We start from the raw sequence: 21,017 nt of genomic DNA, 5'->3' as shown, positions 1-21,017 counted from the left end.
TGCTTCAGCACTGGTGACTCGAACGTGACACAGTGCGAGATTTGTGCGCGTGAGATGGACGAGTTCGCGTTCAAGTGCAACTACTGTGATCGCGTGTTCTGCACGGAGCATCGCCTTCCGGAGCGCCACGACTGCAAAGCCCTGGACAATCCGCAGCTGTTCAAGAAAAACAGCCGCTCTGATCAGGAAGACATCGATAATACGTCTACAACGGTGGCTGAGGTTGATCTTGAAAGCGATCGCCATTACTCCGAGATAGACGTCGAACCGATGACCGTTTCTCGCGAGCAGACGGTCGGAAGTACTTCTAAATCCCCAATTTCTGATTCAAGTCCGGATGTCGCACCCGACGGTTCGCTCGTTTACTCGGACGACGATACCAATGAGGAAGAAACCGACAGTGCAGACCGAGATTCTAGGACCTTCTCGCTCCCCCTGATCGTGCTTATCGTGATTTTCGTTATAGCTGCTCTGTCGGTCCTTTTCCTTGTTCTGTGATCTCTAAACTGCGTTCGTGAATCGCAGGAAGTCTCTCAAGGACTCCAACGACGGTTGCTCGCGAACAGTCCATACAACTGTTAAGCATCGGCGCGTAGCCCCTGCCATGCGAGTGGCAATTCTGGCCCACGAGAAGTTCCCCGGCGACGCGAAGACGGCGCTGGGCGTCCTGCGGTACGCCGACCACGACGTCGTCGCGGTGCTGGATCGGGACAGCGCCGGAACGCAGGTCGGCGATCACGTCGCCGACGTGCAGGACGCTCCGATCGTCTCGGGGATGAGCGCGGTCGACGCGTCGATCGACGCGCTGATAATCGGCGTCGCGCCGATCGGCGGCGGCTTCGACGAGTCCTGGCGCGCCGACGTCGTCACCGCCCTCGAACGGGGCTGTGACGTGATCGCCGGACTGCACTACTTCCTCTCGGAGGACGAGGAGTTCGCCCGTCTCGCCGAGGAGCACGGCGGCGAGCTCCGGGACGTGCGCAAGCCGCCCGAGGATCTGACCGTCAGCCAGGGCCGGGCCGACGAGGTCGACGCGGAGGTGATTCTCACTGTGGGCACGGACTGCAACACTGGGAAGATGACGACGACGATGGAACTCGCCCGCGCCGCCGCCGAGGCCGGGCACGACGCCGCCGTCGTCCCGACGGGCCAGACCGGCATCATGATCGAGGGCTGGGGAATCCCGATCGACCGGACGATCTCGGATTTCACCGCGGGCGCGGTCGAGCGCATGATCCGAGAGGTCGGCGACGACCGCGAGTACCTGTTCGTCGAGGGCCAGGGCAGCATCGTCCACCCGGCGTACTCGGCGGTGACCTGCGGCATCCTCCACGGCGCGATGCCGGACAAACTGGTGCTGTGTCACGAGGCGGGTCGGGAAGCGATCCACGGCTACGAGTCGTTCGAGATGCCCGCGATCGAGACGTACGTCGACCTGTATGAGGGGCTGGCGGCGCCCGTCCGCGAGACAGAGGTCGCCGCCGGCGCGCTCAACACCTCGGAGTACCCCGAGACCGCGGCGGCCGACGCGATCGCCGAGTTCGGCGACGCCGTCGACGCGCCCGCCGCGGACCCGATCCGACAGGGCACCGACGAACTGGTGGAGGCGCTGCTGTGACGCTCGACGCCGAGTTCGAGACGCTCTCGCTGGACACGGAGCGCCCGTTCACGATCGCTCGGGGGACAACCCGTACCGTCGAGTACCCGCTGGTCAGGATCAGCGACGGCGACGGCAACGAGGGGATCGGCGGCGCCGCGCCGACGCGTCACTACGGCGAGACCGCCGCGACCGCGGCGGCCGTCCTCCCCGACCTGCTCGACGCCGTCGAGACGATCGGCGACCCGCACGCGCTCGACCGGATCGAGCGTCGCCTCGGCGAGGTCGTCCGCCGGAACCCCGCCGCTCGGGGCGCCGTCAGCGTCGCGCTCCACGACCTCGCCGCGAAGCGCGCCGGGCTCCCGCTGTACCGCCTTTGGGGGCTCGACCCCGACCGAGCGCCCGAGACGTGCTACACGATCGGGCTCGACGACGTCGACGCGATGGCCGAGCACGCCCGCGAGGCCGTCGACCGGGGCTTCTCGACGCTGAAGGTCAAGCTCGGCACCGACCGGGACCGCGAGATCGTTCGAACTGTGCGCTCGGCCGCGCCCGACGCCGCGCTGCGGGTCGACGCCAACGAGGCCTGGTCGCGCGCCGACGCCGTCCGGATGGCCGAGTTCCTGGCGGACTTCGGCGTCGAACTGCTCGAACAGCCGGTGCCCGCCGACGAGCCCGAGGCCCTGCGCCGGGTGTACGAGAGCGCCGCGCTGCCGGTCGCCGCCGACGAGAGCTGCGTCCGGCTGCCGGACGTCCCCGCGGTCGCGGATCGGGCGGACGTGATCGTCATCAAGCTCTCGAAGTGCGCGAGCCTGCGCGAGGCCCGGCGGATGGCCCACGCCGCCCGCGCCGAGGGACTCGACGTGATGCTGGGCTGCATGGTCGAGGCCCAGCCCTCGATCGCCGCGATGGCCCACCTCGCGCCGCTGGCCGAGTACGTCGACCTCGACGGCTCGCTGCTGCTGGCCGACGACCCCTTCGAGGGCGTGGGTATGCCCGGCGGCGAGATCGACCTCGCGGCGGTCGACCGGCCGGGCACCGGCGTCCGCGAGCGGTGAGCGGTTTCCGCCGGAGCGCGGCTGCCCGACTCGTCTGTCGCTACCCAAACCGTAACGGCGCTCCCGCTCGTCGAATGCGGGTATGCAACGGCGACGACTCGGCGACACCGGCTGGAACGTGACGGAGATCGGCCTCGGGACGTGGAACGTCGGCTCGGACTGGGGCGACGTTTCGGAGGAAGAGGGTCGCGCTGCGATCAGCGCCGCTCTCGACGAGGGCGTCGACTTCGTCGACACAGCGGACGTGTACGGCGACGGGCGCAGCGAGCGCCTCATTCGGGAGGTCCTCGACGAGCGCCACGAGGACCCGATCGTCGCGACGAAGGCGGGCCGCCGGCTCGACCCCCACGTCGCCGAGGACTACGACCGCGAGCACATCGAGCGGTTCGTCGACCGCAGCCGGGAGAACCTCGGCGTCGAGACGCTGGATCTGCTGCAGCTGCACTGCCCGCCCACCGACGCGTACTACCAGCCCGAGACGTTCGACGCGCTGGCCGACCTGTCCGACGCCGGCAAGATCGACCAGTACGGCGTCAGCGTCGAGCGCGTCGAGGAGGCGCTCAAGGCGATCGAGTATCCGGGCGTCGAAACGATACAGATCATCTTCAACCCGTTCCGCCAGCGCCCCGCCGAGCTGTTCTTCGAGGAAGCGAAGCGCCGCGATATCGGCGTCATCGTGCGCGTCCCGCTCGCGTCGGGCCTGCTGACGGGGAAGCTGGATCGGGACACCGAGTTCCCCGAGGACGACCACCGCAACTACAACCGCCACGGCGACGCCTTCGACGTCGGCGAGACGTTCGCGGGCGTCCCCTACGAGGTCGGGCTCGACGCCGTCGACGAACTCCGCCCGCTCGTCCCCGAGGAGATGACGATGGCCCAGTTCACGCTCCGGTGGATCCTCGACCACGACGCCGTCTCGACCGTGATCCCCGGCTCGACCGATCCCGACCACGTCGCCCAGAACGTCGAGGCCGCCGGCTTCGACTCGCTCGACCACGAGACACACGGTGCGGTGCGAGACGTCTACGACGAGCACGTCCGCGAGCACGTCCATCACCGCTGGTAACGACTCCCCTCTCCGTTCGAGCGACGGTTCCGCTAATCGCCGACGCCCTTCTGGCGCTCCCGTTCGAGGCGCTGACAGCCGACGACCAGCGAATCCGGCAGCTCGGTCGCGGTCGAGTGCAGCGCCTCGAACACGACGGCCGCTTCGTCGAATCGGGGGCCCCTGGATGCGACCAGCGGATCCTCCTCCCACGCGACGATCCCCAGATCGGCCAGCTTCGGCAGGTGATGGTGGTGCAACTCTCGGCGAAGCGCCTCCCGATCGGGCGGGACGTTGGGGTTCACCGCGCTCTCGGGCAGGGGAACCGACTCGGCCGGCTCGGCGTCGAGCAGGGAGACGACGAGTTGACGCCTGGGCTCGGCCGAGAGCGCTTCGAACACGTCGTCCCAGCGGTCGATGACCTGCTCGCCGTTCCGATAGTGTGGCTTCATCACGTGACATTGTTATGCACACACTCATAAGTATCAGATACATGTGAGGATCTGGGTGACAGAGACGCAGTGGTACTGACTTCGATCTCCGCTATGGGTCTCACCGAGTTGCGCGATAGCTAACGGTTGGCACGTTCCGCTCCGTAGCAGCCGCGTTTTTCGGCTCTCAATTGTAGAAAATATTCAGAAAAATCTATCACGAACCGCGAACAACGTACAAACGAGCGCAGGAGGTGAGAACCGATGGCGCTGCCAACTGGTCCAACTGGCTCCTGGTTCCAGAGCACAGACCTGCCAAGTCGACTGTTCGAAGGTAGTCGCAGCGACTACGAACTGTACGAAGAGGACGACGAGTTCGTCCTGAGCGTCGAGCTGCCGGGCTTCGATCCCGAGGAGATCGACGTCGCTTGGGACGACGGCGTCCTCAACATCGCCGCCGAGCACGAAGACGACCAGCGCGGCGAGCGCAAGACCTACCACCGTCGGTTCCGCTTCCCCAAGACCGTCGACGACGACGAGATCGCGGCCCGCTACAACAACGGGATCCTCGAAGTCCGGCTGCCGGTCCAGACGGGCGCGACAACCCGCGGCAAGCAGATCGAGGTGGAGGGCTGAACGCGCCCGGCGCGGAACCGGTCTTCGTAGCGTCGTCCGAGAGTCGATTTTTCTGCGCACAACCGAGGTGAGAGCCATGCGACTCACGGTCAAACAGCTCAAGAACCGCGAACCGGGCAGCGGCATGGCCGTCATCGACCGCGAGGCGCTGGGCGAGTTGGGGGTCGCCAGCGGCGGCCAGCCAGGAGACTAAGCGGACTTCGACTCGTCGTCGCTTTGCGGATCTGCGGCGTCGACGCGCCGCTCGAGTTCCTCGTCGAGGCGTTCGTCGACCTCCTCGTCGACCCGTTCCTCGACTTCGGTGGGAACTTGCTCTTCGAGCTCCGTCTCGATCTCGTCCGAAACCTGCTCCTCGACTTCGGCTTCGACCTGCGCCTCCGCTTCTCGGGAGACGGTCTCTTCGAGGATCCGCTCGTAGATCGACATCTTCTCCCAGATGCGCAGCAGGTAGCCGACGACGAGGCCGCCCTCGAACGCCGCGACCCGCGGATCGACGCGGAAGACGAGGTAGCCGAACCCGGCGATAAACAGCGCGCCGTACAGCAGCTCGATGTGGAACTGCGTCTGCCTACCCTGGAAGCGTTTCCGAGCGTTGCTCAGGGACATGGTCGTCGGAGATTGGGCGCTCTCGCGGAAAAATCTGACCTGGGCGTCGGCGCGACGCGAGGTTCCCGCCCGGCTCTCCGACCGAGTCCGGGATCACGCGAGCGTACCGAACCGCTGCGCGACCTCGAACGCGACGAACGCGACGGCGCCCGCGACGGTCGGGGTGGCGATCCACGTCGTCACGATCCGCTTGGTCGTCGTCGGATCGAACAGGTCGAGCTGATCCTCGGCCCACGTCGACTGCTCCCCGTTCGTGAGCCCCTCCGGGCGGACGATCGCCTGGAGCGGCACCCGGCGGCTCGCCCGGCCCCAGCCGAGCCCGATCACGCAGGCGGTGAGCACGACCGCCAGGCTCGCGGGAATCCCCGCCCAGCTCAGCCCGGTGAGGATCGTCGCGGCGATCGACTCGGCGATCAGCGACGCCTCCAGCGAGAGGTCGGTGATGTCCTCGCCGACCGTCTCCATCGTCCGGGGTCCCAGCGCGAACGCGCCCGCGCCGATCGCCAGCCCGGCGAGCGCGACGCCGGCGGTCATGCCGAGCTGGCCCGAGCCGACCAGCGGCGCGACCGCGTTGGCGACGTTCGAGGCGCCCGCAGAGAACGCCATGTAACAGCCGATTCCGATCACGGCCAGCTCGGCGACCCGGTCGTCGGCGTCGAAGTCGAGCGCCGCGACGACCGAGTCGTACAGGTACCGGCCGACGAACGCGCAGAGCCAGAACGCCAGGATCGTCGAGAGCACCCACCAGATGACGACGACGCCGACGGTCTCCCAGTCGAGCGCGCCCAGCGCCGCGCCCATCCCGACGACTGCGGCGACCGCGGTCTGGCTGGTGCTGGTCGACACCTTCAGGACGTTCCCGAGCAGGATGCCGAGGCCGACGAACAGGAGGACGCCGATCGACGCGCCGGGCGTGAAATACTCTCCCGAGACGAACTCGGTGCCCAGCGTGTCGACGACGTTCGTCCCGATCGTGAACCCGCCCAGTAGGACGCAGACGGCCATCAGGGCGGAGGCCTGCCGCATCGACAGCACGCCGCTGCCGGTCGCCGGCCCGAACGCGACGCCCGTCGAGGACCCGCCGATGTTTACGCCGACGAAGGCGGCGACCGCTATCCCGAGCAGGAACAACGTCGACGGCACGACAGGCCGTCGTTGGCGCGCGATTTAGAAAAAATATTCGACGGCGCATCCCCATCGGAGCGGCGCCGTGCGCGCCATCGCAACTGCTTCCCGTCGCCTGGCGGTCCGCAGACCGCGCGTTCACTCGTCGTCGTCCGACGGGTACGCACCGACCCGCCGGGGGAGCGCCCCGCCGAGCCCGAGCCGGCCCTCACACTTCGCCAGCACGCGCTCGCGGAGGCCGTCGACCGTCAGCCGCTCCTCGCGCCCGGTCTCTGACACCGCGACCGGGAGCACCCCCTCGTCCAGTTCGCGATCCCCGACGACGGCGACGTACGGCACGCGCTCGCGTGCCGCCCGGTCGAGTCGCTCGCCGACTGTCGCGTCGCGGGCGTCGACGTCCGCGCGCACGCCCTGGTCGCGCAACTCGATCGCGGCGTCGTCACAGAAGCCGACGTGGCGATCGTCGATCGGCACCAGTCGCACCTGCGTCGGCGCCAGCCAGATCGGTAGCCCCCTGCGTTCGGACGCCGCGGCGGGGCCCGCCAGTGCCGCGATCGTGCCCTCGACGTCGCCGATCGGCGCGGCGTGGACCAGCACCGGCGTCCCGCCGTCCACGCCCTCGATGCCGAACCGCGCCGGCGTCGCGGCGTCGAGTTCGACGCTTCCGAGCGGGAACTCCCGGCCGTCGTCGTCTGTCGCGACGAACGCCAGCCGGGCCGCCCAGTAGCGCGAGTCATCGGCCACCGTTTCGACTGCTACCGGATCGTCCAGCGCGGCGGCGATCCGGTCGCCGAACGCCGGCCGGTCCACGGCGAACCCCTCTGCGAGCGTCAGCGTCGCCGCGTCGGCGCCGAGCGTCGCCGCCTCCGCAGCGACGCCCAGCGCCGCCGACGCCTCCGCGATAACGCCGACGAGGCGCTCGAACTCGTCGATCGCGGCCGCCTCGTCCGGCAGGGCGGCGTGATACTCGGACCTGACGCGTCGGTCGAACGCCTCCGGCGGAACGTTCGCGGCCCGCTCGGGCCTCCAGCGCGCGGTTTCGCGGAGCCGAACGGGCGCATCGTCGGCGCCGACGCCGTCGCCGATGGCGTCACCGAGCGCCGAGAGTAGCCCGCCGTGGACGCTGGGACGCAGAAGCTGGGCGCGATCGGCGGGACCGACGATCGAGTCGGAGCGCTCGGTCCCTTCGCGCCGATCCGCGGCCGCGTGGACGTCGATCGCGGGCGTCGAGACGGGCACTGCGTCCGCGTCGGCGAGCAGTTCCTCGGCGTACTCGCGGAGCGCGCTCCGGAGGAACTGCCCCCGGGGCAGCCAACGGAGGGCGTCACCGTCGCCCGCCGAATCCCGCACCGCCAGCCCGAGCTCCGAGAGCGCGTCGATCGCGTTCGCGCCGCCTCGATTCGGCGTCGCCCCGTCGGCGTCGCGCCGCCGCGGAACGACGCGGATCGCCCGCTCGGCGAACGGGTGGCCCTTCCGCTCGACGTCGACCGCGAGCTGCCAGCCGACCGGCGCGCGGAGCAGTTCGCGCTCCGGGTCCAGTTGCTCCGCGAGCGCTTCCAGCGCTGCGGCCGCGGCGTCGGCGCTCGCCGGATCGTCGATCAGGTGCTCGCGCGGGATCAGCCCGATCCGCTCGGCGCCCAGCCGATCGGCGACCGCATCCAGTTCGGCGGCGGCGTCGGTCGCGACAGCGTCGCGATCCGCTCGATCGCTCCGCTCGACTGCGACGAAGCCGACGACGCACTCGCCGAGTTCGCCGGTCGCCGGCCCGCTGGCGGGCGTCGCAGCGTCGCTCTCGCTCGCGGGCTGGACCGCCTCGAACGCCAGGCCGTCGGCGTGGACCGCGAGCACTCGCATAGCTGATCCTCGCCGCGAACCGCAAAAAGTAGCACGGAGCCGGGCGGCTACCGCTTCTCGCGGTCGGCTCGGACGGCCTGCTCGGTGGGCCGGAGGATGAACGGGCCGACCGCGAGCGTCCGGCGAACCACGGTGAGCACGCGCAGCAGGTACGCCAGCAGCACCGCGAACGGCGAGAGCGCGACGCCGAAGGCCACGCTGGTAAAGAGGAAGGCGCCGCTGAGCCCGAACCACCAGCCCGGGACGGCGCTCGGATCGAACGCGAGGTTCATGAAGGAGACGATCGCCAGCGGCGGGATCGAGCTGTACAGCACCGTTCGCGAGATGTCGATGATCTCCCACTGGAAGTACAGCGACTTGAAGAACTCGCGAGCCGTTCCGAACAGCCCCAGCGCGCCGACGACGCCCGAAAAGGCTTCTTCGACGTCGTCGCCGTGGGCTTCGGCGTAGGTGTTCCGGAGCTCTCGAGCGGCGAACAGCTTCCAGGCGTAGTTGAAATCGAGGATCGGTTCGAGCACCTGAAACCCGCCGAACTCGCGATCCTCCAGCCGTTCCGCGACCATCTCGCCGTGGCGCTCGACGATCTCCGCGAACCGCCGAATCTCCGCGACGCCCTCGTCGTTCGGGCTCTCCTCGACGGCGGCCGCCAGTTCGCCGGCGTTCGACCGCACCGCCTCGACCAGTTCCCGCGCGAACGACGCCGGGCCGGGCGAGCTCACCGGCGCCGAGATGAACTGCTCGACGTCGCCCTTGAACGTCAGCTCCTCGTCCATCTCGGCGCGCTCCTCGCCCAGCGGCCGGATCTCCTCCGAGAGGATCAGCTGCGAGACGGTCAGTACGAGCGTGACGGTCGTGACGACGGCGATGAGCACCGAGCCGAACAGCCCGCCGGCCAGCTCGGTCGTCACGAGCTTGCGCATCGAACTCGGGCCGACGATCGCCAGCGCGACGAGGATCGTCCACCCGACCAGCAGAATCACGGCGGCGACCGCGAGCCGGTTGCCCGTAAGCAGGAACCACATCTTCAGTCGCCCAGCCTCGGCCCGCTCGCGCATCGTGTCCGCCGGCGGCGAGTCGAGGTCCGCTCGGCTCACGCGATCGGCGCCCCCGCGCTCGGCCCGTTGCTGTCAGCTCCGCCGGCTCCGAACCTGTCGCTGACGTGTCCAGACACGGTACGTACAGGTGTCGACGACGCGTCGCAAAAGCGTGGGTGGTGGTTCGGCGACCCGAGCGGCCGCCGTCAGTCTCTCGATCGAACGGCCGCTCAGGCGTCCTCGTTGTTGTCCTTGAGCTCGCTGAGTTCGGCTTCGATCTCGTCCTCCGAGACGTCCGCGCCGCCGTCGCTCTCGCTGAGCTCGGCTTCCAGATCGGTCGCGGACGTCTCCTCGTCCTCGCCGCCGGTGCCGCCGTCGGTGCTGGACTCGGTCTCCTCGCCCATATCGGCCTTCAGCGTCTCCAGCTCGGCGTCGACCTGCCCCTGCGTGGTGACGTCGTCGAGCTCGCGTTCGAGGTCGCTCTTGTCCGAGAGCTGGTCCTCGAGAACGCCCTCCTCCTGCAGTTCGTCGAGCGCGGCCGAGCGCGCTTCCAGTTCCTCGGTGTTTTCCTCGGCGCGCTCGATGGCGCGGCCGACGTCCTGGAACTTGTCGCCGGCGCCCGTGACGGCCTCCGAGACGCGGGCGTTGGCCTCGGCGGCCTCGTGGCGGGCCTTGATCGTCTCCTTTTTCGTGCGGAACTCCTCGATGCGCTGCTGGAGCGTCTCCTTCTGCTCGACGAGCTGGTCCTGGGTCTGCTGCAGGTCGGCGATCTGTCCCTCCAGCTCCTCGATCTGTGTCATCTTCGTCTTTTTTTTCTCCAGCGCACGGCGGGCCAGATCCTCCCGGTCCTGCGAGACGGCCTGCCGTGCCTGCTCGTTGTGCTTCTCGACGTTCTCCTCGAGCCGTCGCTTCTGCATCTCCAGACGTTTCTTCTGGGTCGTCAGGTCGGCGATTCCCTTCTTGACGTCCTGCAGCTCGTCGCGCAACTGCTCGTAGGAGTAGTCGAGCGTCTCCGCTGGGTCTTCGGACCTGTTGAGGACGGCGTTGATCTTCGACCGGATCACGTACGAGGCGCGCGAGAGTACTCCCATACAAACTCTTGAACACCCGGCGAGTAAAAACACCACCGACGAGGATCGAATATTTCCGCCGCGAACCCACCTGAACCATGCCACGAACGGTCAACTCCCCCGAACGATGCCGCGACCCGTGATCCTCCCCGGCGCGCGCGACGTCCGGGGTCGTCTGGACGAGGCGAGTGCAAACGGCAGCGAGCCCGACGCCGCGGTCGTCGCGTGCCCGCCCCACCCGGAGCAGGGCGGCAGCCGATCGGATCCCCGCCTCCGCGCGGTCGCGGACGCGCTGGGCGAGCGGGGCGTCGACTGCCTGCGGTTCGACTACGGCCCGTGGGACGAGGGCGTCGGCGAGCGCGCCGACGCGCGCGACGCCGTCGCGTGGGCGACGGAACGGTACGACGCCGTCGGCCTGTTCGGCTACAGCTTCGGCGCGTCGGTCGCCGTGCTCGCGGCCGCCGACCTCGACCTGCGGGCGCTCTCCGCGCTCGCGCCGACCGCCCGTCTCGCTCCGGATCTCGACGCCGTCGCCGCGCTCGACCGGATAGACTGTCCAGCGCAAGTGATCGTCGGCGAGCGCGACGACACGGTCGACTGGGAACCGGTCGCCGAGCGGGCCGCCGAACTGGGCCACGCCGTCGAGCGGCTGCCGGCGGACCACTTCTTCGTGGGCCGGCACGACCGCGTCGGCGAGCTCGCAGCGGCGTTTCTGGCGTCCGAACTGCGCGAGACGTCGTGAGTATCGCGTTCAGGCGCCCGGCTCGTCCGGATGCCGATCGTCGGCATCGGCGTCCGGCTTCTGATCGTCGGCGTCCGCGCGCTCGACGCCGCTGATCTCGAAGCGCGCGCCCCCCGCACTGCCCTCACAGACCGACACCGACCAGCCGTGGGCGTCGGCGACCTCCCGAACGATCGACAGGCCGAACCCGGTGCCGTCCTCGTGGGTCGTGTACGCCGTCTCGAACACCCGCTCGCGCTCCTCGGGCGGGATGCCGGGACCGTCGTCTTCGACCGCGAACCCGTCGTCGGTGACGACGACGTCGATCGAGACGTCGGGACGGCCGTGCTGAACGGCGTTCTTGAACAGGTTCTCCAGCAGCCGCCGGAGCTGGGAGCGATCGGCGACGATCTCGACGTCGGGCGGTAGCGAGATGTCGGCTCTGGGCGCCGAAACCGAGTGGCCGGCGCCGCGGCTGATCGCGCGCAGCGAGACGGGCTCGCGGTCGAGTTCGGCGTCGCCGTGCCGGGAGAGCGCGAGCACGTCGTCGACGATGGCGTCGGCCCGGTCCAGCGCCTCGACGACCTCCTCGACGTGCTCGGGATCGCCGGTCGCGGCGGCGAGTTCGAGGCGGCCGTCGGCCACCGTCAGCGGGTTCTTGATGTCGTGGCTCACGACGTCGGCGAACTCGGCGAGCCGCTCGGTCTTTTGCTCCAGTTCCTGTTCGGCGCGCTTGCGCTCGGTGATGTCCCGCGCGACGCCGATCAGGCCCACCACCTCGCCGTCGTCGTCCGTCCGGGGCACCTTCGAGGTGAGGTTCCACTGGTCGAACTCGGAGAGGTACTCCTCCTGATCGAGGATCGGCTCGCCAGTCTCGATCACCCGCAGATCGTCCTCGTAGGCGCTCCGCTTGGCGTCTTCGTGCTTCCCCTCGACCTCCAGGTCGGTTTTCCCGACGAGCGACTCGCCCATCTCCCGCTGGTCGCTCACCCGCAGGTGGACGCCGTCGGTATCTTTGACGAACAGGTGGACCGGGATGCTCTCGAAGATGCCGTCCAGCAGCTGCGAGTCGTCTTCGAGGTCGGCGATCTCCGTTCGCTCGTCGGTCACGTCGAAGAGAACGCCCTCGAGCGCGTCTGGCGCGTCTTCGGGGACTGTCCCTCTGTCGCGGACCCAGCGGTACTCCCCGCCCTCGCGTCGGAGGTGGTCCCCGCCATCGTGCCGGACGCGGTAGGTCGCGTCGACGCGCTCGCCCGGCGCCAGATCGGCGACGGCGTCGCGAACGTCCCCGCGGTCGTCGGGGTGGACGACGTCGAGCCAGCCGCGGTCGTTCCCGTCGAGCGACTCGGGATCGACGCCGAGCAGCTCGCGCATGCCCTCGCTGTCGGCGTCCAGCGGCTGGTCGCCGTCGCGACGCCGCCGGTAGGTCGCCCCCGACGCGGCGCCGACAACCCTGTCGAGCACGTCGTCGAGCGTTCGGTCCTCGGTCATTCTGATCGCTCCGTGTCGTCGGTCGTCTCTCTCAGTTCGACGCCGGTGATCTCGATTCGCGTCCTGCCGCCCGGCGCGTCGGGGCTCTCGGGCGTCGGGTTCGCGAGGGACGCTCCGCCCGCCGCCCGGATCGACCACCCGTGGCCCGCGACGATCTCCTCGACGAGTCCCAGCTCTAGCCCGGCGCCGTCGCCGCGTTGTCCCGCGTCGACCGCCTGCGGGTCGTCGCCGACCCCCCGTTCTCGCGGGGTGTCCGTCCAGCCGGCGAGTTCGACCGCGAACCCGTCGTCGGTCGTCTCGACGGCTACCGGAGCGGCGCCGCGCCGGAACAGGTTCTCGAACGCTCGCCGGAGGTGCGAGCGGTCGGCGCGGAGTTCGACGTCCTCTGGTGCCGCGAGCGCGTCCTCGTCGTCGCCCGCGCGCTCCCAGGCGTCGACGACAACCGAACGCAGCGACACCGGTTCGGGATCGAGCGAGAGCTCGCCGTCCCGGGAGAGCGCGAGCACGTCGTCGACGACGGCGCCGGCTCGCCGGACCGCCTCGCGGGCCGCCTCGACGTGGGCCTCGTCGGCGTCGGGATCGTCGATCTGCCGGGCGCGGCGTCGGGCCTCGCTCAGCGGCTGCCGGATGTCGTTTGCGACGACGTCGGCGAAGTTATCGAGCCGCTCGGTCTTGCGCCGAAGCTCCTGCTCGGCGCGCTTGCGATCGGTGATCCGGCGGGTGGCGCCCAGCAGACCCATGACCTCGCCGTCCTCGTCGTACAGCGGCACTTTCGAGGTGAGGTCCCACTCGCCGACCGCCGGGTAGTGTTCCTCCTGGTCGAGCACCGTCTCGCCCTCCTCGATCACCCGCATGTCGTCCTCGTAGGCGGCCCGCGCCGACTCCTCGTTGATGAAGTCGACGTCGATGTCGCGCTTGCCGATCACGTTCTCGGGGAAATCGAGGAAATCGCTCCGGTGGACGTGCCGTCCCTCGCAGTCTTTCACGAAGACGTGGATCGGGACGTGTTCGAAGATCGCCTCCAGCAGTTCGGCGTCCTCGGCCAGCTCGCGCCGCCGCCGTTCGGTCTCGGTCACGTCGAGGGCGACCCCTTCGATCACCGCCGGGTCGTCCGGCGCGGCGAGAAACCGGTCGCGAACGAACCGGACGTCGCCGTTCGCCCGTTCGATCCGGTAGGTCGCTTCGTTCGCCTCGCCGTCGGCGTCGGCAACCGCCGCGCGGACCTCCTCCCGGTCGTCCGGATGGACGAGGTCGAGCCAGCCGCGCCCCTCCCTCGCCAGCGCATCGGCGTCGTGCCCCGTCAGGTCGCCGATCCCGTCGCTCGCCGAGACGATCGGCTGCCGATCCTCTCCCCGACGCCGGTAGATCGTCCCCGGCGTCTCGTCGATCGCGACGCGGCGGCCGTCTCCGGTGGCTCCGTCCATCCTTGGATACTCCATCCCTCCCGTCCGTTCCGACGATCGGACGTGTGCCTCTACAGTTAGTTAGCTGACCATATCGCCGTTACCCGTAGTAAACGTTCGGATATCGGATGCTACGGGTCAGGATCCGTTCCCGGACGCGCCGTCCCAGTCGACGCCCTCGATCTCGAAGCGCGCGCCCGTCTCGTCGCTCTCGCCGATCGATACCGTCCAGCCGTGGGCGTCGGCGATCTCCTCGACGATCGTCAGTCCGAACCCGGTTCCGTCCTCGCCGGTCGCGTAGGACGGGTCGAACACGCGATCCCTGTCTTCGGGCGGGATGCCCGGCCCGTCGTCTTCGACCGCGAACCCGTCCTCGGTGACGCCGACGACGATCGAGACGGCGGGGTTGTGCCGAGCTGCGGTCTCTCCCCCCGATTCGGTGTCCTCCGCGTGGGTCACCGCGTTCTGGAACAGGTTCGCAAGCAGTCGACGGCACTGCGCCCGGTTCGCCCGCAGCACCGGCTCGCCATCCGGCAGCTCCAGCGTCGCCGCGGGCGCGTCGACGTCCTGCCACGCGGCGAGCGCGACCGAGTTCAGCCGCAGCGGCTCGGTTTCGAGCTCGCTTCCGTCCTGTCGCGAGAGTGCGAGCACGTCGTCGATGATGCCGTTCGCGCGGTCGACGGCGTCGGCGATCTCGTCGACGTGTTCGTCCGGATCCACCTGCGACCGCGCGTCCGGATCCGCGGCGCGTTTCTCGTCTGCGGCCTTCGCCAGTTCGACGCGTTCGCGCGCGACGTTCAGGGGGGTCCGGATGTCGGTGGAGACGACGTCTGCGAACTCGGCGAGCCGCTCGGTCTTGCGCCGGAGTTCCTGCTGGGCGCGCTTGCGCTCCGTGATCTTCCGCGAGACGCCGACCAGCCCGCGCACCTCGCCGTCCTCGGTCCAGGGAACCTTCGAGGTGAGGTTCCACTGGTCCAGCGCCGGCAGGAACTCCTCCTTGTCGAGCACCGGGTCGCCGTCCTCGATCACCCGCAGGTCGTCCTCGTATGCCTGCCGAGCGTGTTCCTCGGTCACCTCGTCGATCTCGGGATCGGTCTTGCCGACGTACGGTTCGCTCCGGTCGAGGTAGTTGCTCACCCGCAGGTGGACCGCGTCGTCGTCCTTGACGTACAGGTGGACCGGAATCGCCTCGAGAATGGCGTCCAGCAGGGCGGCGTCGCGGCGCGCTCGCGTCACCGAGCGCGGCGTCGCCTGATCGGAAGCCGACGCTCGGCTGGCGGCAGTTTCGGATCCGGCGTCCGACTCCGGTTCGGCGACCGCCCGGTCGTCGGCGTCGGTCTGCCCGTCGGTCCCGTCGTCGGAAGCCGCGTCCGACAGCCAGCGATCGCCGAACCGCTCGGTCTCGTCGAGGAGCACTCCCTCGATGACGGTCGGATCGTCGCCGCTGACGCGCATCCGATCCTGAACCCGCCGCAGCTCCCCGTCGGGGCGGCGAACTCGGTACGTGAGCTCGACGCCCTCGCCGGGGTCGGCTGCCGCGACAGCGTCGCGGAGCCGGTCCCGATCGTCGATGGCGACGAGTTCGAGCCAGCCGCCCCCCTCTCCCGCGAGCTCGTCGGCGTCCCACCCCGTCAGCGCCGCCAGCCCGTCATCGGCGTCCAGCAGCGGCTGGTCGCCGTCGCGTCGACGCCGGTAGGCGCCCCCCGGCGTCGCCGCGACGACCGAGTCGAGCACCGACTCGATCGGTGGTTCGCCCGTCATGGTTCCGAACTCACGGCGCTTCGGCGCCGTCCGTCGCGAGATCTGTGATCGGTCCGGACGCCCCGCCGTGCTGCCGGTAGGTCCCCGCCGAACGTACTAAACGTTCGGGTCGGACGGATCGTCGACGTGCGGATCACGAGTCTTCCTCGCCGGAGCGCCGGACACCCGTGATCTCGAAGCGAGCGCCGGACGACGAGCCCCGCCCGTCGTCCGAGGACCGCGATCCTGTCGGTCGCTCCGCGCCGCCGCGTTCGCCCTCGACGACCTCTCCCGTTCCCTCGACGGCTTCGACCGACCAGCCGTGGGCGTCGGCGACCTCCGCGACGATGCCCAGTCCGAGCCCCGACCCCGACTCCTCGGTCGTGTAGGCCATCTCGAACACCTTCTCGCGTTTCTCGGGCGGGATGCCCGGGCCGTCGTCTTCGACCGCGAACCCGTCCGCGGTCGCCTCGACGGCGATCGTCACGCCGTCGCCGCCGTGTTCGACCGAGTTTCGGAACAGGTTCTCGAGCAGCCGGGAGAGCTGCGAGCGGTCGGCGATCAGGTCGACGTCCTCGTCGGGGAGTTCGAGCGTCGCCGACGCCGTCGTCACGCTCCGCCAGGCGCTGCGGGCGACGCCCGTCAGCGAGACGACCTCCTCGTCGAGCTCGATGCGGTCGTGGCGCGAGAGCGCGAGCACGTCGTCGACGATGGCGTCGGCGCGATCCAGCGAATCGGCGACCTCCTCGAGGTACTCCTCGCGGTCCTCGGCGCCGCGGGCGAGGTCGACGTACCCCCGGGCGACGCTCAGCGGGTTCCGGATGTCGTGGGAGACGACGTCCGCGAAGTCCTCGAGGCGCTCGGTCTTGCGCTCCAGTTCCTGCTGGGCGCGCTTGCGCTCGGTGATCCGCCTCGTGACGCCGATCAACCCCGTCACGTCGCCGCTGGCGTCGTGTAGCGGAACTTTCGAGGAGAGGTTCCAGTGGTCGATCTCGGGGAGGTACTCCTCCTCGTCGAGGATCGGCTCGCCCGTTTCGATCACGCGCATATCGGCCTCGGTCGCCTGGCGGCCGTGCTCCTCGTCGACGAACTCCAGATCGGCGTCACGCTTCCCCACCAGCTCGTCGGAGCGCTCGAGGAAGTCGCTGACCTTGCGGTGGCGCCCCGCGGCGTCCTTGACGTAGATGTGGACCGGAACGGACTCGAAGATGCCGTCGAGCATCGCGGCGTCCGCCCGGGCCTGCGCGACCGACTCGGTCGCGTCGAGTGCGACCCCCTCGATCGACGCGCCGTCCGACGCGACCGAAAACCGGTCGTCGACCCACCGCTCGTCGCCCCCGGCCGTTTGGATCCGGTAGGTCGCCTCGACGCGCTCGCCGGGGGCGACATCGGCGACGCGTTCGCGGAGGTGCTCGCGGTCCTCGGGGTGAACGACATCGAGCCAGCCGCGATCGTCGCCCGCCAGCGCGTCGGCGTCGCAGCCGGTCAGCGCGGCGATCCCGTCGCTCGCCGCCCGGATCGGCTGGGCGCCGTCGGCGACCCGCCGGTACACCGTTCCCGGCCCGGCGTCGACGGCCGCCGCGAACGCGTCCGAGAGCGCTCGCTCGCTCCCCCGGTCGCTCACGGTACCACGCGGCCGTGGAAGATCCGGGAGGGCGCCGGTCGGGACTCGGCCGCTCGGAGCGTCGCCGCCCGGCCGGTCGACTCTACGCGACTCATGCTATCCAACTACAGCGAGTTATCCGTAGTAAACGTTCGGGCGGCGGCGACCGACTCGGACGGCCGTCGGGGTGTTCGGAGGGGGTCGGACAGTTCACGCGACCGCGACGTACAGCGCCCCGAACAGCGCGGCGTTGTAGGCGCCGTGGCACAGCGCCGGGACGACCGCGCTGTCTGTGCGGTCGTACGCGACGCCCCAGATGAGGCCCTGAATCACCAGCAGACCGACCGTGACGGCGATCGCGATCGGCGCTCCGCCCGCGTAGGAGGGGACGTGGGCCAGCCCGAACAGCAGCGCCGCGCCGCCGATCGCGCCGCGCCGGGAAACGGCCTCGGCGAGGCGCTTCTGGACGACGTTCCGGAAGAACAGTTCCTCGATCGGGGCGTTGACCGTCACCGCGAGCACGACCAGCGCGAGCGCGAGTTCCGGGCCGATCGCCTCGACCTGCTCGCCGAGCGAGTGGCCGGCCATCGGCAGGCCGGCGAACCGGTTGCCCGCGACGGCAGCCGCGTAGACGCCGAGCGACGCCAGCGTCCCCGCGGCGGCCACGCGGAGGTCGCTCCGCGTCGGCGTCCGGACGTCGAGGTACGCCCGGCGGTCGGCGAGCTGGAGGTAGGCGACGACCGCGAGGCCCCAACCGACGTAGGCCGCGACGAAGGCGAGAACCGCACCCGCAAGCCCGTCGAGGGGGACCAGCGCGACGACGCTGAGCCCGACGTTCGCCGAGAGCGCGACGCCGAGCGCCACCAGCCCGACGGCGAGTTCGACGGCGAAGATCGGATCGGCGGTTCCCGTACGCGGGGCGCCGGCCAGCTCGGCGACCGCGAAGCGGTAGCCGCCGTGCGCGAGGACGACGCCGACGATCGCCAGCGCGATCGCGGCGCCGGCGGTCGCGGCCGTCGAGAACGGCCCCAGCGCGAGCAGCGGGCCGGCGAGCGCCAGCGCGAGCATCGCGGCGCCGTGGACGACGATCGCGAGCAGCTCCGGCGGAAGCGTCTCGACGGCGTCCAGAATCGTCCCGCGCTCGGTGTTCGGCAGGAGCGTCCCGACGCCGACGGCCGCGCCGGCGCTGGCGGGCAACAGCGCGAGCCAGTAGCCGCCGATCGCGAGCGCGTGCCGCGGCGACAGCGCGTCGATCGCGAGCAGCCCCGTCCCGAGGACGACCAGGGGCGCCCCGAGGGCGACGCCGGCGACGATCCTGGCGCGGACGAACGTTCGCTCGGGCGTCCCCGAGAGGACGAGCTGGCCGAGCATCGACCCCTCCTCGCCGAGCGGGTTCAGCCCGAACACGCCGCCGGCGAACCAGATCCCCAGCATCACCAGCGAGGCGCCGATCGCGGTCGGCGCGACGTCGGGCTCCAGCAGCGCGGGCACCGCGACGAAGCCGACGAGCATCACGTAGTAGGCGACGAACGCGAAGCGCCCCGGGCGGCGGACGACCCGCCGGAACAGGCCGGTGACGACCGCGGCGGTTCGCCGGTCCAGCAGCGGCAGCGACGCCCCATCGCCGAGGAAGCCGTCGCTCGCCCGGGCTGCGGCGTCCGAATCGGCGTCGACGGCGTCGCCGTCCTCTCCCGCGGTGGCCGGGTCGGCGCGCCAGAGCCGCGGCGCGAGCGCGACCACGGCGGCCACCGACAGCGGGATCGTCGCGACGAGCAGCGCCGCGCTCGCGACGGCGCCGAGACCGATGCCGTCGACGAGCGGGGTGCCGACGAACAGCAGGTCGGCGTAGTGCGTCGGGACGGGCGGCGCCGCGGCGTCGGGCGTGAGCGCCGACAGCGATAGCCCCCCTTCGACTTCCGCGCTCGTCTGGCCGACCAGCCCGCCGACGGCGGCGCCCAGCAGCCCGCCGGCGACCGTCCCGCTCGTCTTGAGCAGCGAGCGCGCTCGCGGGGACAGCGGCACGCGCACCAGGCCGAGCCGGACGAGCAGCCCGACGGCGAATCCCGCGACGGTGCCGGCCGTGACGAACACCACCGCCGCGAGCGCGCCGACCGCCGCCGGCACGATCGTCCCCGCGCCGTACGCGAACGCGGCGAACAGGAGCCCGATCGATCCGGCGACCCAGAGCGTGACCGATCTGAGACCGGCAAACAGCAGTCCCAGCCCGAGCGTGCGGTCGGCCACCGCGGTCAGGTGTAACTTCCGCGCCCCGAAGTCGACGAGCGGCTTGCGGGCCTGGATCGCCCCGAACACGACGAACAGCGCGAACGATCCCGGCAGCGTCCACCGCGCGAGATCGAGCAGCGCCGGGAGCTCCCCGTCGGCGACGGCGCCGCCCGCGACGTACGCGCCAAAGAGGATGCCGGCGAGGATCGGGAGGTACGCGGCGACCGCCAGCGCGACCAGCGCCTTCTTGCGGCGCGTGGCCAGGTAGCGGTGGGCCTCGCGCTCGCTCTCGGCCTTCGCGATCGCCCGAACGACGCGGAGCCGCGACCTCGCGGTCGGCGCCGCGCGCGTCCCGGCGTCGATCGCCGTCCGGTCGTCCCGGCCGTCCGCTCCCGTCTTCGATCGATCCGACGGATCGCGGTCGCGCTCTCCGGCCGTCGCACGGTCGCGCTCTCCCGTCATCGCTCGCCCGGCGCGGCGGTCGCGCCGACGACGCCGGACTCGTCGGTCACCTCGAGGAACGCCCGTTCGAGCGAGCGCTCGCTCCCGTCGTCGGCCCGCCGCTTCAGCTCCGCGGGCGCGCCCTCGGCGACGATCCGCCCCTCGTGGAGGACCCCGACGGTGTCGGCCAGCTCCTCGACGACCGGCAGGACGTGAGTCGAGAGGAACACGGTCGTCCCGGCGGTCGCGAGGTCGTCGATCAGGTCGACGACCTCGCGGGCCGCGCGCGGATCGAGGCCGTTGGTCGGCTCGTCCAGAAAGAGCACGTCAGGGTCGTGCAACAGCGCCTGGAGCAGGCCGACCTTCTGGCGCATCCCCTGGGAGTAGTCGTCGATCAGCCTGTCGGCGTCCGCGGCGAGGTCGACTCGCGCGAGCAGTTCGTCGATCCTGTCGGCCGCGCGGTCGTCGTCGAGCCCGCGGAGCACCGCGACGTACTCCAGCTGTTCCCGCGCGCTGAACGCGTCGTACACCGGCGGCTCGTCCGGCAGGTAACCGATGTGGGGTTTGATCGCGTCCCGGTCGGAGATCGGGTGGCCGGCGACCGTCGCCGTCCCCGCGGTCGGCTCGACCAGCGTCGCGAGCATCTCGATGGTCGTCGTCTTGCCGGCGCCGTTCGGTCCGAGAAAGCCGTACACCGCCCCCGAGGAAATCGACAGGTCGACGCCGTCGACGGCCTCGACGTCGCCGTACCGCTTCGTCAGGCCGTCGGCGGTGATCGCCGCTTCGCTCACGTCAGTCATGATATAATTCCTGGCGGCTCCCGACATAGATTTTGCCATCCCGATCCGGTTCGGCCGTCGGCGCGGCCGCGCTGGCGTCTTCCAACCGGCGGACTCCGAACGCCGATCCACCGGTGCGACGCCGCGCCCGCGCGTG

Annotated in this window: 18 protein-coding genes; 6 read left to right on the top strand and 12 right to left on the bottom strand. The window is 70.3% G+C overall.

The annotated features are described in order from the left end of the window. Window positions 1-54: 54 nt before the first annotated feature. The 4 genes from ABDZ81_RS10440 (at window position 55) to ABDZ81_RS10425 (ending at window position 3,721) form a co-directional block, all read left to right on the top strand. Entirely contained in the window at window positions 55-498 is a 444-nt protein-coding gene (locus tag ABDZ81_RS10440) for an AN1-type zinc finger domain-containing protein (protein WP_343773910.1), read from the top strand. A 106-nt stretch (window positions 499-604) separates the two neighbouring features. After that, the gene (locus ABDZ81_RS10435) at window positions 605-1,618 is read left to right on the top strand and encodes an N-acetyltransferase DgcN family protein (RefSeq protein ID WP_343773909.1); all 1,014 of its coding nucleotides are present in this window, start codon (window positions 605-607) and stop codon (window positions 1,616-1,618) included. After that, the gene (locus ABDZ81_RS10430; protein ID WP_343773908.1) at window positions 1,615-2,655 is read left to right on the top strand and encodes a dipeptide epimerase; all 1,041 of its coding nucleotides are present in this window, start codon (window positions 1,615-1,617) and stop codon (window positions 2,653-2,655) included. Before ABDZ81_RS10435 ends, ABDZ81_RS10430 begins: the two co-directional genes overlap by 4 nt. Before the next feature lie 82 nt (window positions 2,656-2,737). Then, complete coding sequence (locus tag ABDZ81_RS10425) at window positions 2,738-3,721, top strand: aldo/keto reductase (RefSeq protein ID WP_343773907.1); 984 nt, start codon at window positions 2,738-2,740, stop codon at window positions 3,719-3,721. 32 nt (window positions 3,722-3,753) lie between these two features. Here ABDZ81_RS10425 and ABDZ81_RS10420 read toward each other — a convergent pair whose 3' ends face one another. Then, window positions 3,754-4,152, bottom strand: a complete 399-nt coding sequence (locus ABDZ81_RS10420; protein ID WP_377074811.1) for a DUF7344 domain-containing protein — start codon at window positions 4,150-4,152, stop codon at window positions 3,754-3,756. Between the two features lie 243 nt (window positions 4,153-4,395). Here ABDZ81_RS10420 and ABDZ81_RS10415 point away from each other — a divergent pair, with 243 nt between their 5' ends. Then, window positions 4,396-4,767, top strand: coding sequence for an Hsp20/alpha crystallin family protein (locus ABDZ81_RS10415; protein WP_343773905.1), 372 nt, complete (start codon window positions 4,396-4,398; stop codon window positions 4,765-4,767). A gap of 189 nt (window positions 4,768-4,956) precedes the next feature. Here ABDZ81_RS10415 and ABDZ81_RS10410 read toward each other — a convergent pair whose 3' ends face one another. The 5 genes from ABDZ81_RS10410 to ABDZ81_RS10390 form a co-directional block, all read right to left on the bottom strand. Continuing rightward, window positions 4,957-5,373: a hypothetical protein gene (locus ABDZ81_RS10410; RefSeq protein WP_343773904.1), complete on the bottom strand. Its 417-nt coding sequence runs from the start codon at window positions 5,371-5,373 to the stop codon at window positions 4,957-4,959. A 93-nt stretch (window positions 5,374-5,466) separates the two neighbouring features. After that, a complete protein-coding gene (locus tag ABDZ81_RS10405; protein ID WP_343773903.1) occupies window positions 5,467-6,516 on the bottom strand; it encodes an inorganic phosphate transporter in 1,050 nt (349 codons plus the stop codon). A 120-nt stretch (window positions 6,517-6,636) separates the two neighbouring features. Next, window positions 6,637-8,352 carry a threonyl-tRNA synthetase editing domain-containing protein gene (locus ABDZ81_RS10400; protein ID WP_343773902.1) on the bottom strand — a complete coding sequence of 572 codons (1,716 nt, stop codon included), beginning with the start codon at window positions 8,350-8,352 and terminating at the stop codon, window positions 6,637-6,639. Between the two features lie 47 nt (window positions 8,353-8,399). After that, window positions 8,400-9,446, bottom strand: coding sequence for a DUF7972 family membrane protein (locus ABDZ81_RS10395; protein WP_343773901.1), 1,047 nt, complete (start codon window positions 9,444-9,446; stop codon window positions 8,400-8,402). Window positions 9,447-9,616: 170 nt separating this feature from the next. Beyond that, complete coding sequence (locus tag ABDZ81_RS10390; RefSeq protein WP_343773900.1) at window positions 9,617-10,477, bottom strand: PspA/IM30 family protein; 861 nt, start codon at window positions 10,475-10,477, stop codon at window positions 9,617-9,619. A 106-nt stretch (window positions 10,478-10,583) separates the two neighbouring features. Between ABDZ81_RS10390 and ABDZ81_RS10385 the strand changes: the two genes are divergently transcribed. Then, on the top strand, window positions 10,584-11,198 hold the full coding sequence (locus tag ABDZ81_RS10385; RefSeq protein ID WP_343773899.1) for an alpha/beta hydrolase: 615 nt from the start codon (window positions 10,584-10,586) through the stop codon (window positions 11,196-11,198). A 9-nt stretch (window positions 11,199-11,207) separates the two neighbouring features. Here the strand turns inward: ABDZ81_RS10385 and ABDZ81_RS10380 are convergent, their stop codons facing one another. From ABDZ81_RS10380 to ABDZ81_RS10355, 6 genes are all read right to left on the bottom strand, one after another. Next, window positions 11,208-12,668, bottom strand: coding sequence for a PAS domain-containing sensor histidine kinase (locus tag ABDZ81_RS10380; protein ID WP_343773898.1), 1,461 nt, complete (start codon window positions 12,666-12,668; stop codon window positions 11,208-11,210). Further along, on the bottom strand, window positions 12,665-14,092 hold the full coding sequence (locus tag ABDZ81_RS10375; RefSeq protein WP_343773897.1) for a PAS domain-containing sensor histidine kinase: 1,428 nt from the start codon (window positions 14,090-14,092) through the stop codon (window positions 12,665-12,667). Before ABDZ81_RS10375 ends, ABDZ81_RS10380 begins: the two co-directional genes overlap by 4 nt. A 117-nt stretch (window positions 14,093-14,209) precedes the next feature. Further along, entirely contained in the window at window positions 14,210-15,832 is a 1,623-nt protein-coding gene (locus ABDZ81_RS10370) for a sensor histidine kinase (RefSeq protein WP_343773896.1), read from the bottom strand. Between the two features lie 133 nt (window positions 15,833-15,965). After that, a complete protein-coding gene (locus ABDZ81_RS10365; protein WP_343773895.1) occupies window positions 15,966-17,435 on the bottom strand; it encodes a PAS domain-containing sensor histidine kinase in 1,470 nt (489 codons plus the stop codon). Between the two features lie 189 nt (window positions 17,436-17,624). Continuing rightward, window positions 17,625-20,102, bottom strand: coding sequence for a CPBP family intramembrane glutamic endopeptidase (locus tag ABDZ81_RS10360; RefSeq protein WP_343773894.1), 2,478 nt, complete (start codon window positions 20,100-20,102; stop codon window positions 17,625-17,627). Further along, a complete protein-coding gene (locus tag ABDZ81_RS10355) occupies window positions 20,099-20,881 on the bottom strand; it encodes an ABC transporter ATP-binding protein (protein WP_343773893.1) in 783 nt (260 codons plus the stop codon). The genes ABDZ81_RS10360 and ABDZ81_RS10355 overlap by 4 nt, the downstream gene beginning before the upstream one ends. Between the last annotated feature and the right edge of the window lie 136 nt (window positions 20,882-21,017).

Origin of the sequence: Natronoarchaeum mannanilyticum, assembly GCF_039522665.1 — an archaeon.
Taxonomy (GTDB): domain Archaea; phylum Halobacteriota; class Halobacteria; order Halobacteriales; family Natronoarchaeaceae; genus Natronoarchaeum; species Natronoarchaeum mannanilyticum.
The sequence above is the reverse complement of the archived record's forward strand: the minus strand, read 5'-3'. Positions and strand labels throughout refer to the sequence as shown.